Source organism: Streptomyces sp. NPDC042336, from assembly GCF_055581985.1.
Genome location: NZ_JBVJEA010000003.1, coordinates 376,630 through 389,838 on the forward strand (window position 1 = coordinate 376,630; position 13,209 = coordinate 389,838).

Sequence of the window (13,209 nt, forward strand, 5' to 3'; positions counted from 1 at the left end):
GACCAGCCACAACGCACCCGCACCCGGCGAACAAGGGAACCACCCCGCCCCTGTCCCATTCGGCACCCGGCACACCCGTGCGGCACAATCGCACCCGATGAGCACCTACCGCGACTTCACCGCCCCCATCGGCTCCCGCCGCGCCCCGGTCCTGCGCACCGTGGGCACGAGGGAACGCCGCTCGCACCTCACGGCGCCCCGCGTGCCGACGGTCGGCATCGACATCGGCGGCACGAAAGTCATGGCGGGCGTCGTCGACGCGGACGGCAACATCCTGGAGAAGCTCCGCACGGAGACCCCGGACAAGTCCAAGAGCCCCAAGGTCGTCGAGGACACCATCGTCGAGCTGGTCCTGGACCTGTCCGACCGGCACGACGTGCACGCCGTGGGCATCGGCGCGGCCGGCTGGGTCGACGCCGACCGCAACCGGGTGCTGTTCGCCCCCCACCTGTCCTGGCGCAACGAACCGCTGCGCGACCGCATCGCCGGCCGCCTCGCGGTCCCCGTCCTGGTGGACAACGACGCCAACACCGCCGCCTGGGCCGAGTGGCGCTTCGGCGCCGGCCGCGGCGAGGACCACCTCGTCATGATCACGCTCGGCACCGGCATCGGCGGCGCGATCCTGGAGGACGGCCAGGTCAAGCGCGGCAAGTACGGCGTCGCCGGCGAGTTCGGGCACATGCAGGTCGTCCCCGGCGGCCACCGCTGCCCGTGCGGCAACCGCGGCTGCTGGGAGCAGTACAGCTCCGGGAACGCCCTGGTCAGGGAGGCCCGCGAGCTGGCCGCCGCCGACTCGCCGGTGGCCTACGGGATCATCGAGCACGTCAAGGGCAGCATCGGCGACATCACCGGCCCGATGATCACCGAGCTGGCCCGCCAGGGCGACGCCATGTGCGTCGAGCTGCTCCAGGACATCGGACAGTGGCTCGGCGTCGGCATCGCGAACCTCGCCGCTGCCCTCGACCCGTCCTGCTTCGTCATCGGCGGCGGGGTCAGCGCCGCCGACGACCTGCTGATCGGCCCCGCGCGCGACGCCTTCAAGCGCCAGCTCACCGGCCGCGGCTACCGGCCCGAAGCCCGCATCGTCCGCGCCCAGCTCGGCCCGGAGGCCGGCATGGTGGGCGCCGCCGACCTGTCCCGCCTGGTCGCCCGCCGGTTCCGCCGGGCCAAGCGGCGCCGGGTGGAGCGCTACGAGCGCTACGAGCGGTACGCCGAGGCCCGCCGCACGTCCCAGGAGTCGTTGTGACGGAATCCCTGCCCCACCAGCCCGGTCCGACGGAGGCGACCGGGCCCGCGGCGGAGGGCCGCCGGCACATGATCCGCCGGCGGGCGCTCACCCTGCTCACCATCGTGCTGCTCATCGGCGTCCCGGCCGGCTACCTCGCGATCTCCGCCAGCCAGAGCCGCGACAGCGGCCGGGACAAGGAGGCGAAGTACGCGGCGACCGGCATGACCGAGGGCTGGCCCTCCAAGCTGCAGCGCCGCATCTACGAGGTGCCCGTCCCGGTGCCGGCCGAAGAGGTCGCGTACTACGAGACGAACAACTGGAAGACCAGCCGGCTCTACGTCCAGTTCGAGACCACCGCCGCCGGTCTCGACGTCTTCCTGGCGGGACTGGGCGTCGACCGGGACGCGCTGAAGAAGGACAGGATCGCGATCAGCGACCGCGCCCAGCGGGTCACCGGCTGGGAGTTCGGCGGGTCCGGCTCCTGGTGGGGCGTCGTCAACGAGCAGGAGAACCCGGCGCCGACCCAGGACGTCGTCGTGAACATGGCCGACCCGGACTACCCGATGGTGTACGTCGTCTCGCACACCGTTCCGTAGCGTCCGGCGGTCCGGGGCCCGGCAACAGGCCGTCGGAGCCGATTGTCGGACCCCGCCCGTAGAGTCGAAGACAGCTGATCGGGCAGACGGGCGGGAGGTGACAGGACGTATGGGTGACGTGGCCGTGACCGAGACGGTGCGGGCCGAGGCGCCGACCGTGTCCGTCCCCGTGCGGCTGGCGGCCGTCTTCCTGCCCGCGCCCCTCCCGCGCGAGGGACGGGTCGCCTTCTGGGACCCCGACGGCGGCCCGGTCGACGCCGTCGCCGGAGAGACGGACGGCGACCGGCCCGGCGGCCCGACGGAGCTGACCGTCGTGCGGCGGCACGGCGCCGGGGTACGGCGGGGGACCGCCCCCGCGCTGTCGTTGCCACTCGCCGAGGCGCTGCCGCTGCTGGTGCGCGCCCGGCACGATCCGGCCGCACACCCGGCCACCGCCTGCTGGGGCGCGGCGGCCCTGCACGCCCTGCGGCTCACCGCGCGAGGCCGGCTGCTGCCCGGCCTCACCGCGACCGGACACGACGCCTGGCGGGCCGGCCCGCTCGACCCCGAGGACATCGCGCACCTGCGGTCCGTGGCCGCCGCCCTGCCTCCGGAGGGCCACGCGGTCCCGCTCGACGGCCCGGGACCGATCCGGCTGCCGCAGCCGGAAGCGCTGGTCCGCGCGTTCCTGGACGCGGTCGCCGACACCCTGCCCCGCACCCCCGCCGCACCCCACGCCGCGGGCCGGCCGTTCGCCGCACGCACGGCCCAGCACCTGCCCGACGCCCACGACTGGGCCGCGGAGGTCGCCGCCGGCATGGACGCGGGCGTGCGGATCTCGCTCCGCCTGGACCTGTCGGCGTACGACCTGTTCGACCGGGGCGAGGAGGACGTGCCGGGGGGCGGGGGAGGCGGCGGTGTGCGCCACGCCGGAGCGGCCGTCGTCCAGGTGCACAGCCTCGCCGACCCCACTCTCGTCGCCGACGCGGCGGACCTGTGGTCGGGGGCGGCCGACGCGGCGTTCGGGGCCCGCGCGCGCGTGGACACCGCCCTGGCGGTACGGCGTGCGGCCCGGGTCTGGCCGCCGCTGGACCGGCTCACCGAGCAGGACGTGCCCGACGTGCTCGCCCTGTCCGAGGAGGAGGTCACCGACCTGCTGGGGGTGGCGGCGGGCCGGCTCGCCGCCGCCGGGGTCGCCGTGCACTGGCCCCGCGACCTGGCCCAGGACCTCACCGCGACCGCGGTGATCAGGACCGCGCCCGGTTCCGCGACCGACGGCACGGGCTTCTTCGAGAGCGAGGACCTCCTCCAGTTCCGCTGGCAGCTCGCGATCGGCGGCGACCCGCTCACCGAGGCAGAGATGGACACCCTCGCGGAGGCCCACCGGCCCGTCGTCCGGCTCCGCGACCGGTGGGTGCTGGTCGACCCGGCGCTCGTCCGCCGGGCCCGCAAGCGCGACCTCGGCCTGCTCGACCCGGTCGACGCCCTCTCCGTCGCCCTCACCGGCAGCGCGGAGGCCGACGGCGAGACGGTCGACGTGGTGCCCGTCGGCGCGCTGGCCGCCCTGCGCGACCGGCTCACGGCAGGCGTGCGCCCCGCCGCACCGCCGCCCGGCCTGCACGCCACCCTCCGCGACTACCAGCTGCGCGGGCTCGCCTGGCTCGACCTCATGACCTCGCTCGGCCTCGGCGGCTGCCTCGCCGACGACATGGGCCTCGGCAAGACCGTCACCGTCATCGCCCTGCACCTGAAGAGGGACCGGACCGAACCGACCCTGGTGGTCTGCCCGGCCTCCCTGCTGGGCAACTGGCAGCGGGAGATCGAGCGGTTCGCGCCCGGCGTCCCCGTCCGCCGCTTCCACGGCGCCGACCGCACCCTCGACGACCTGACCGGCGGATTCGTCCTCACCACCTACGGCACCATGCGGTCCGCCGCCACGACCCTGGCCGAACAGCCCTGGGGCATGGTCGTCGCGGACGAGGCCCAGCACGTCAAGAACCCGTACTCGGCGACGGCGAAGGCCCTGCGCACCATCCCGTCCCCGGCGCGGGTGGCGCTGACCGGCACCCCCGTGGAGAACAACCTCTCCGAGCTGTGGGCGCTGCTCGACTGGACCACCCCCGGGCTGCTCGGCCCCCTGAAGTCCTTCCGCGCCCGGCACGCGCGCGCGGTAGAGAACGGGGAGGACGACCAGGCGGTGGAGCGCCTGGCCCGGCTGATCCGCCCCTTCCTGCTGCGCCGCAGGAAGTCCGACCCGGGCATCGTCCCCGAGCTGCCGCCGAAGACCGAGACGGACCACCCCGTCCCGCTCACCCGTGAACAGGCCGCGCTGTACGAGGCGGTGGTGCGCGAGTCGATGCTCGCCATCGAGGAGGCCGAGGGCATGGGCCGCCGCGGTCTCGTCCTCAAGCTGCTGACCTCGCTGAAGCAGATCTGCGACCACCCCGCGCTGTTCCTGAAGGAGGAGCACCCGCCGGGCGGCGCCGACCGGATGACCGCGCGCTCGGGCAAGCTCGCCCTGCTGGACGAGCTGCTGGACACGGTGCTCGCGGAGGACGGCTCGGCGCTGGTCTTCACGCAGTACGTCGGCATGGCCCGCCTCATCACCGCGCACCTCGCCGCCCGCGCGGTCCCGGTCGACCTGCTGCACGGCGGTACGCCGGTGCCGGAGCGCGAGCGGATGGTGGACCGTTTCCAGAGCGGGGCGATCCCCGTCCTCGTGCTGTCCCTGAAGGCCGCCGGTACGGGCCTCAACCTCACCCGCGCCGGCCACGTCGTGCACGTCGACCGCTGGTGGAACCCGGCCGTGGAGGAGCAGGCCACCGACCGCGCCTACCGCATCGGACAGACCCAGCCGGTCCAGGTCCACCGGCTCATCACCGAGGGCACGGTCGAGGACCGCATCGCCGAGATGCTCCAGTCCAAGCGGGCCCTCGCCGACGCGATCCTCGGCTCCGGGGAGTCGGCCCTCACCGAACTGACGGCCCGTGAACTGTCCGACCTCGTGTCCCTGCGGAGGCCGTCATGACCCCCCGGCCCGCCGACGAGGCCCGCCGCGCCCTGCGGGAGGCACGCGAGCGCGGCGAGACGACGGACGCGGAGGGGGAGGGGGACCGCGGGGCGTCGACATCACCGCCCCCGCCCCCGTCGTCGCCGTCGGCCCCGGCACAGGGGCAGGAGGACGATCCGGGCCGGGAGCCGGCGGAGCACACCCCGCCGCGCCCCGGGGACATCGCCCGCGCCGCACTGCGCGGCGCACGCACCGCGCGGCAGGCGGGGGCGCATGGCGCTGCGGACCTGCCGGGCACGCCGCCCGACGAGCCCGACGCCGCCGAGGTGCCGCCGCAGGAGCGACAGAGCCCCGCGGACCCGGCGGGCCCGAAGCATCGTGCGAAGCCGGCCGGTTCGGCGGCCCAGGGAGATCGCGGAGTCCCGGGGGAACCGACCTGCTCGGGAGACCGGGGGCCCGTGGGGGAGCCCGCCGCTCCTGGCGAGAAGACCGGCCGGTGCGACGACAGGGCCGACGCAGACGGCTCGCGCGGCCCGGGTGATCCCGACGGGGTGTCACTCCCCGGCTCCGTGGGCGCCGGGTCCGCCCGGCCGGCGGACGTGGCGCGCGAGGCGTTGCGGGCGGCGCGTCGGCAGGCGAAGGCGGACGCGGCCTCCGAGGGCGGGTCGGCCAAGAGCGCCGCTCACGCACGGCGGTCGTCACCTCCGGCCGGTCGTCAGCGCCGGGCGGGCGGTTCGGGCACCTCCGACGCCCGCGCCCGTGCCGTACGGGACTTCGCCGCGGGTGCCTTCCGACTGCCCCCGGAGGCGGACCCGGCCGAGGAGGCCCCGCCCGCCGGGGAGTCGCCCGGTGCGGCCGCCGCCCAGGGCCGAGCGACCGCGCACCAGGAGCCGGCCCCCTCGCCGGGCGCGGTCCCCGCTTCTCCCGCAGCGGGACCCGCGTCGCACCTGGAAGGCCCGGACTCCGATGCCGAGCGGTCGGGGCACTCGCAGCGGCCGTCGGAGGTGTCCGGCGTGGGCCCTGCCGCCGTATCCACCCCCGCCTCTCCTGAGGCCGGGCGTGCGTCGCACCCGGAAGGTCCGGACTCCCATGCCGAGCGGTCGGGGCATCCGCAGCGGCCGTCGGGGGTGCCCGGCATGGGCCCTGCCGACGGGGCCGCTTCCGCCTCCCCCGAAGCGGGACCTGGGCCGGACGGCCAGGGCTCCGATGCCGAGTGGGCCCGGCGCTCGCGGCAGCCGTCGGGTCTGCCCGGTGGGGATTTTGTCGGCGGAGCCGCTTCCGCCGCGCTCCGGGCCGGGTACGCGTCGCGTCCGGAGGGGCCGGAGCCCGACGCCGGGGGGTCCCGGCGGCCGCAGCAGCCGTCCGCGGCTGGCCGCCGGGCCTTCGCCGCACCGTCGCCCGCGCAGCCTCGCGCGCCCCGTTCGATGGCCGCCCCGGATCGTGACGGCGATCTCCGGCGCACCTTCCCCGCGCTGCCGCCCCGGAAGGCCGCGGACGAGGGCTTCGCCGGGACGTGGTGGGGAAACGCGTGGGTGACGGCGCTGGAGGAGGGCGCCCTGGACGCCGCCCGGCTGGAGCGCGGGCGGCGATACGCGGAGCGGGGGCGTGTCGACGCCATCACCGTGACGCCCGGTCTGGCCCTCGCCTACGTACAGGGCAGCCGTGCCCGGCCGTACCGCGTCCAGGTGCGGCTGCGGACGCTCGGCGACGCGGACTGGGACCGGTTCCTGGACGCCGCCGTCGAACGTCCCGGACACATCGCCGCCCTCCTCGACAAGGAACTCCCGCACTCCCTGGCCGACCTGGCCGACCGAGGCGTCCCGCTGCTGCCCGGCCCGGGCGACCTCACCCCGCAGTGCAGCTGCCCCGATTCCGGCCACCCCTGCAAGCACGCCGCCGCCCTCTGCTACCAGACGGCACGTCTGCTCGACGCCGACCCCTTCGTCCTGCTCCTGCTGCGCGGCCGGGGCGAGCGCGCGCTGCTGGACGCCCTGTCCCGGCGGAACGCGGCCCGCGCCGCACGCGCGGCCCAGGACCGCGGACCGGCGCCCCTGCCCGGCGTCCGGGCCGGAGAGGCGCTGACCCCGCGCGCCCTGCCGCCCCTCCCGGCGCCGCTGCCCGCACCCCCGCACCCCGAACAGCCACCGGCCTACCCGGCCGCCCCGGGCGGCCCCGACCCGTTCGCGCTGGACCAGCTGGCCACCGACGCGGCCGCCCGCGCCCACGCCCTGCTCACCACGGGGCGGGACCCCGTCGGCGGACTGACGCTGTGGCAGGACGCCGTGCGGCTCGCCGCCGCCCGCCCCGGCTCCGGCCTCACCGCGGGCACCCGCGCGCTCTACGCGTCCCTCGCCTCGGCCGCCGGGCGCGACACGGCGGAGCTGGCGCGGGCCGTCGCCGCCTGGCGGCAGGGCGGACCTGAGGGACTCGACGTCCTGGAGGAGCCCTGGGACCCGCCGGCCGGCCGTTTCGACCGCGCCCGCCCCCTGCTGCTCGCCGCCGACCTCCCCGCCTTCCGCCCCTGGCGCAACCGCCTCACCCACCCCCGGGGACACGTCCAGCTCAGACTCGGCCGGGTGGGGCTCTGGTTCGCGTACGAGTCGGAGCCCGGCCGCGAGGACTGGTGGCCGCGCGGCACACCCGACCTCGACCCGGTCGGCGCCCTCACCGGCCTGGGCACCCGAGTCGATCTCTGACCGCGCTCCGGCCGCGGGGCACGAAGTGGGCGTTGTCTTCAGCCTGCCGGATGTATAACCTCACCCATGGCATGTGACATTGCACTGTGAGGTGCGTGCGCGGAGGAGGAGCCGTTGACCCTGAAGGTCGTCGTCGTGGGCGCCGGAGTCGTCGGAGCCGCCTGTGCCTTCCACGCCGCCTCGGCGGGCCTGGACGTCACGGTCACCGACCGCGGACCCGTCGGCGCCGGGACGACGAGCCGCGGGGAGGGCAACGTCCTCCTCTCCGACAAGGAACCCGGCCCCGAACTCGACCTCGCCCGGCTGAGCCGCACACTGTGGGACGAGGCGGGCCGGGAGCTGGGCCCCGACACCTTCGAACTGGAGGCGAAGGGCGGCCTGGTCGTCGCGAGCGGTCCCGAAGGCCTCGCCACGCTCCAGGAGTTCGCCGCCCGGCAGGAGGCGGCGGGTGTCCGCGTCGAGCAGGTCGACCGGGTGCGGGACCTCGAACCACACCTCGCGCCCGACATTCCCGGCGGCGTCCACTACCCGCAGGACGCGCAGGTGCAGCCGGTGCTCGCGGCGGCCGCGCTGCTGCGAGCCGCCGTGCGGCGCGGCGCGCGCTTCAACCCGGGAGAGGTGGCCGGGGCGGTGACCGGCCGGGACGGCCGGGTCACCGGCGTCCGGACGGCCGCCGGTGACGTGCTGCCCGCCGACGCCGTCGTCAACGCCGCCGGCACCTGGGGCGGTGAGGTCGGGCGACGGCTCGGTGCTCCCGTCGAGGTGCTGCCGCGCCGCGGCTTCGTCCTGGTGACCGAACCGCTGCCGCCGATGGTCCGCCACAAGGTCTACTCCGCCGACTACGTCGCCAATGTCGCCTCCTTTGACGCCGGACTGGAGACCTCGTGCGTCGTGGAGGGCACGCGCGGCGGCACCATCCTCATCGGCGCCAGCCGGGAACGGGTCGGTTTCGACACCACGATGAACACCGCCGTGGTCACCAGGCTCGCGGCCCAGGCGTGCCGGCTCTTCCCCTTCCTCCGCGGAGTCCATCTGATGCGCGCCTACCGGGGGTTCAGGCCGTACTGCCCGGACCACCTGCCGGTGGTCGGCCCCGACCCGCGCGTGCCGGGCGTCCTGCACGCGTGCGGTCACGAGGGGGCGGGCATCGGCCTCGCCCCCGCGACCGGCGCGCTCGTGACGGCCCACCTGCTCGGCCGCCCCTGGCGCGGCGCCGATCCGGCCGCCCACACCGGCCTTCTCCCCGACCGCTTCCTGACCCCCGGAGGTGCGCCCCAGTGAGCGAGATCGTCGTCGACGGCGAGCCCCTGCCGTTCGTCGAGGGACAGACCGTCGCCGCGGCCCTGGTGGCCACGGGCCGCCTCGCCTGGCGCACCACCCGCGTCGGAGGCCGCCCGCGTGGCGTCTTCTGCGGCATCGGCGTCTGCTTCGACTGCCTCGTCACCGTCGACGGAGCCCGCGGACAGCGCGCCTGCCTGGTGCCGGCCCGGCCCGGCATGACCGTCACGACCCGGGAGGGCGACGATGAGTGAGCCGGCGGACCTCGTCGTCGTGGGCGCGGGCCCGGCCGGTATGGCCGCGGCGGCCACGGCGCTGGCCGGGGGACTGCGCGTCGTCCTGGTGGACTCCGGCACCGCCGTCGGCGGCCAGTACTGGCGGCACCCGCCGGAGCGCGCCCGCGCGGCCATCCCCACCGACGACCTGCACCACGGACTGCGCCGGTACCGCGCCCTGTGCGAGGCGTTGGCGGCGGGCCGGGCCGCGGGCCGGCTCGACCTGCGCCTGGGGCACCACGTCTGGTCCGCCGTCCGAGAGGGCGACGGGTTCGCGGTGCACGCGGTGGACCGTCGCGAGGCGCCGCGGGAGACCGCCCTCGTCCTGCGGGCGCCCAGGCTCCTGGCCGCCACCGGCGCCTACGACCGTCAACTGCCCTTCCCGGGCTGGGACCTGCCCGGGGTGCTGACCGTCGGCGGACTGCAGGCGCTGCTCAAGGGCGGCGGAGTGGCGGCCGGAAGCCGGGTGGCGCTGGGCGGCACCGGACCGTTCCTGCTGCCGGTCGCCGCCGGACTCGCGGCGCGCGGCGTCGAGGTCGTCGCGGTGTGCGAGGCGGCCCACCCGCGGGCGTGGCTGCGGCACCCCGGCGCGCTGCTGCGCAATCCCGGCAAGTGGGCCGAGGGAGCCGGGTACGCCGCCGCGCTCGTGCGCCACCGCGTCCCCGTCCGCCCGCGCACGGCGATCGTCGCGGCGGAGGGCGGCGCCCGCGTGACCTCGGTGCGGATCGCCGCGCTGGCGCCGGACGGCAGCCCGCGCCCGGGTACCGAGCGACGCGTCGAGGTCGACGCGGTCGGCGTCGGCTGGGGCTTCGCACCGCAGCTCGACCTGCTCGTCACCCTCGGTTGTGCCCTCACCGACTCGGCGGACGGCAACGTGGTGGCCGCGGTCGACGGCGGCCAGCGCACCACCGTCCCCGGTCTCTACGCCGCCGGGGAGACCTGTGGTGTGGGCGGGGCGGCGCTCGCCGTGAACGAGGGCCGCCTGGCCGCGGAGTCGGTCCTCGCCGACGCCGGCGCCACCCCCGTACCGGCGAACAGGCGCCTGGCCGCGGTGCGTTCGGCGGTGGCCCGGCAGCGGGCCTTCGCCCGGGCGATGGCGCTGGCCCACCCGCTGCCTCCCGCCTGGCCCTCGTGGCTGACCGACGAGACGGTCGTGTGCCGCTGCGAGGAGGTGACCGCCGGGGCGATCCGGGCCGCCCGCGCCGACGGCGCCCACGACCACCGGCAGGTCAAGCAGCTGACCCGGGCCGGCATGGGCTGGTGCCAGGGCCGGATGTGCGGGCCCGCCGTGCACTGCCTCACGGCGGGGCGGCGGGCGTACGAGCCCGCGGAACGACTCGTCGCGACGCCCGTCACCCTCGGGGCGCTCGCCGACCTCGACGAAGCACCGACGGCACCGACCGCACCGACCGCACCACAGGCATTGACCGCACCGCAGGCATCGACGGCACCGCCCGCGTCGACGGACAACGGTGAAACCGACAAGGAGTGTTCATGAGCGAGACCCGCAAGCCCTGGCACGGCGTCATCGTCGCGACCAGCCTGCCGTTCAACGACGACCTCTCGGTCGACTTCGCGGCCTACGGCGAGAGCGTCGCACACCTCGCCGAGCAGGGGATGCACGGCGTCGCGCCGAACGGCTCACTGGGCGAGTACCAGACCCTCACCTACGAGGAGCGCGACCGCGTGGTCGAGACCGCCCTCGCCAACGCCCCCGAAGGGTTCACCGTCATGCCGGGCGTCGGCGCCTACGGCGGTCGCGAGGCCGAGCGGCACGCCAGGTTCGCCAAGGACGCGGGCTGCCAGGCCGTCATGTGCCTGCCGCCCAACGCCTACCGCGCCGACGACCGCGCGGTGCTCGAACACTTCGAGCGGGTGGCCTCGGCCGGTCTGCCCGTCACCGCGTACAACAACCCCATCGACACCAAGGTGGACCTGCGCCCCGACCTGCTGGCCAAGCTGTACGCCGAAGGGTTCATCGTCGGGGTCAAGGAGTTCTCCGGCGACGTCCGGCGCTGCTACGAGATCTCCGAGCTGGCCCCGGGCCTCGACCTCATGATCGGCACCGACGACACCGTGCTGGAGGTGGCCGTCGCCGGGGCCAAGGGCTGGGTCGCCGGGTACCCGCAGGTCTTCCCCCGGGCCTGTCTCGCCCTGTACGAGGCGTCCGTGCGGGGCGACCTGGAGACGGCGCTGCCGCTCTACCGTCAACTGCACCCGGTGCTGCGGTGGGACAGCAAGACGGAGTTCGTCCAGGCCATCAAGCTCGGCCAGGAGATGACCGGCCGCCGCGGTGGTGTCTGCCGCCCGCCGCGACAGCCGCTCGGCCCGGAGACCGAGGCCGTCGTGCGCGCCGCCACCCAGGCCCTCGTCGACGCCGGGGTGAACTGACGATGCGTTCGACGGTCTGCTACCACGCCGTCGACTCGCACACCGAGGGAATGCCCACCCGCGTGATCACGGGCGGGGTGGGCGTCCTCCCCGGCGCGACGATGTTCGAGAAACGGCAGCGCTTCGTCGCCGAACGCGACCACCTGCGCACCCTGCTCATGTGCGAACCGCGCGGGCACGCCTCGATGTCCGGGGCCATTCTGCAACCGCCCACCCGGCCCGACGCCGACTACGGCGTGCTCTTCATCGAGGTCTCCGGCTGCCTGCCGATGTGCGGGCACGGGACCATCGGGGTCGCGACGGTCCTCGTCGAGACCGGCATGGTCGAGGTGACCGAGCCGGAGACCCTGGTGCGGCTCGACACCCCGGCCGGACTGGTCACGGCCCGGGTGCGGGTGCGCGACGGCCACGCCGAGTCGGTGACCCTGGAGAACGTCGCCTCGTACTGCCACGCACTCGACCAGGTCGTGGACGTCCCCGGATACGGTGCGGTGCGGTACGACATCGCCTACGGCGGCAACTTCTACGCCTTCGTCCGCACCGACGACCTCGGCATCCCCTTCGGGCGGGCACACAAGCAGCCGCTGCTCGACGCCGGACTGGCCGTCATGGGCGCGATCAACAAGCAGAACACGGTGTCCCACCCGGAGAACCCGGAGATCGACGTGTGCCACCACGTCTACCTGGAGGCCCCCGGATCGACCGCCCGGCACTCGCGGCACGCCATGGCGATCCATCCGGGCTGGTTCGACCGCTCGCCCTGCGGCACGGGCACCAGCGCCCGGATGGCGCAGCTGCACGCCCGCGGTCTGCTGCCCGCCGGTCAGGACTTCGTCAACGAGTCCTTCATCGGCTCCCGCTTCGTCGGGCGGGTGCTGGGGGAGACCACGGTCGGGGACCGCCCGGCCGTCCTGCCGTCCGTCACCGGCCGCGCCTGGATCACCGGGACCGCGCAGTACCTGCTCGACCCCTCGGACCCCTACCCGGCGGGTTTCACCCTCTGACGGACCCGGCGGTGCCGTCCGCCCAGAGCGTGCGGACGTGCGCGAGATGGGTGCGCATGCACTCCTCGGCCTCCTGGCCGCGGCCGGCCACCATCAGGTCCAGCAGGTCGACGTGCTCCTGGGCGGAAGCCACCAGCCGCCCCGCCTCGTCGAGGCTGCCCAGCCCGAACAGGCGGGAACGCTTGCGCAGGTCGGCCACCACCTCCACCAGGTGGTGGTTGCCGGCCAGGGCCAGCAGTTCGAGGTGGAAGCGGTGATCGGCTTCGAGGTACTTGAGGACGTCGTGCTCCCGGGCCGCGGTGACGATCTGCTGCGCCAGCGGACGCAGCGCCTCCAACTGCCCGGCGGTCGCGGTCGCGGTGACGCGGCCCACGGTGGGAACCTCGATCAGGGTCCGGATCTCGGTGAACTCGTCGAGGTCCCGCTCGGTCATCTCGGTGATGCGGAACCCCTTGTTGCGCACCGCTTCGACCAGGCCCTCCCGGGCCAGGTCCAGCATGGCCTCGCGCACCGGGGTGGCGGAGACGCCCAGTTCGGCGGCGAGGGTGGGGGCGGAGTAGACCACACCGGGACGCAGGTCACCGGCGATGAGGGCGGCCCGCAGCGCGTCGGCGACCTGATCGCGCAGATGGGTCTGGACGGAGATCGCCCGCGAGGTGAGGTGCGGCATCCGTGCTCCTGCGTCCGTCCAGCCAACGACCCCTCACTATACAATGTCACGTTGCGTAGCCCGTCCGGGGTGATCCCGCGGT

The 13,209-nt window shown here is 75.4% G+C and carries 10 protein-coding genes; 9 read left to right on the plus strand and 1 reads right to left on the minus strand.

All coding sequences use genetic code 11. From position 1 onward, the window contains the following. Positions 1–97: 97 nt before the first annotated feature. The 9 genes from ACZ6IM_RS10360 to ACZ6IM_RS10400 all read left to right on the plus strand — a co-directional run bounded on the left by ACZ6IM_RS10360 (position 98) and on the right by ACZ6IM_RS10400 (position 12,457). A complete protein-coding gene (locus ACZ6IM_RS10360; protein ID WP_052837597.1) occupies positions 98–1,246 on the plus strand; it encodes an ROK family glucokinase in 1,149 nt (382 codons plus the stop codon). Beyond that, positions 1,243–1,824, plus strand: a complete 582-nt coding sequence (locus tag ACZ6IM_RS10365) for a hypothetical protein (RefSeq protein WP_052837598.1) — start codon at positions 1,243–1,245, stop codon at positions 1,822–1,824. Before ACZ6IM_RS10360 ends, ACZ6IM_RS10365 begins: the two co-directional genes overlap by 4 nt. 109 nt (positions 1,825–1,933) lie before the next feature. Beyond that, on the plus strand, positions 1,934–4,831 hold the full coding sequence (locus ACZ6IM_RS10370) for a DEAD/DEAH box helicase (protein WP_469555773.1): 2,898 nt from the start codon (positions 1,934–1,936) through the stop codon (positions 4,829–4,831). Then, entirely contained in the window at positions 4,828–7,509 is a 2,682-nt protein-coding gene (locus ACZ6IM_RS10375) for an SWIM zinc finger family protein (protein ID WP_469555776.1), read from the plus strand. The genes ACZ6IM_RS10370 and ACZ6IM_RS10375 overlap by 4 nt, the downstream gene beginning before the upstream one ends. A 120-nt stretch (positions 7,510–7,629) precedes the next feature. Further along, positions 7,630–8,790 carry an NAD(P)/FAD-dependent oxidoreductase gene (locus tag ACZ6IM_RS10380; RefSeq protein WP_469555927.1) on the plus strand — a complete coding sequence of 387 codons (1,161 nt, stop codon included), beginning with the start codon at positions 7,630–7,632 and terminating at the stop codon, positions 8,788–8,790. After that, positions 8,787–9,041 carry a (2Fe-2S)-binding protein gene (locus tag ACZ6IM_RS10385; protein ID WP_052837602.1) on the plus strand — a complete coding sequence of 85 codons (255 nt, stop codon included), beginning with the start codon at positions 8,787–8,789 and terminating at the stop codon, positions 9,039–9,041. Before ACZ6IM_RS10380 ends, ACZ6IM_RS10385 begins: the two co-directional genes overlap by 4 nt. Next, complete coding sequence (locus ACZ6IM_RS10390) at positions 9,034–10,560, plus strand: FAD-dependent oxidoreductase (RefSeq protein WP_052837603.1); 1,527 nt, start codon at positions 9,034–9,036, stop codon at positions 10,558–10,560. Before ACZ6IM_RS10385 ends, ACZ6IM_RS10390 begins: the two co-directional genes overlap by 8 nt. Further along, positions 10,557–11,453 (plus strand): dihydrodipicolinate synthase family protein, encoded by an 897-nt coding sequence (locus tag ACZ6IM_RS10395; protein ID WP_052837604.1) that lies wholly within the window; start codon positions 10,557–10,559, stop codon positions 11,451–11,453. Before ACZ6IM_RS10390 ends, ACZ6IM_RS10395 begins: the two co-directional genes overlap by 4 nt. Positions 11,454–11,455: 2 nt before the next feature. After that, on the plus strand, positions 11,456–12,457 hold the full coding sequence (locus ACZ6IM_RS10400) for a proline racemase family protein (protein ID WP_469555780.1): 1,002 nt from the start codon (positions 11,456–11,458) through the stop codon (positions 12,455–12,457). Here the strand turns inward: ACZ6IM_RS10400 and ACZ6IM_RS10405 are convergent. After that, positions 12,447–13,127 carry a GntR family transcriptional regulator gene (locus ACZ6IM_RS10405; protein WP_052837606.1) on the minus strand — a complete coding sequence of 227 codons (681 nt, stop codon included), beginning with the start codon at positions 13,125–13,127 and terminating at the stop codon, positions 12,447–12,449. The genes ACZ6IM_RS10400 and ACZ6IM_RS10405 overlap by 11 nt on opposite strands. Positions 13,128–13,209 lie beyond the last annotated feature (82 nt).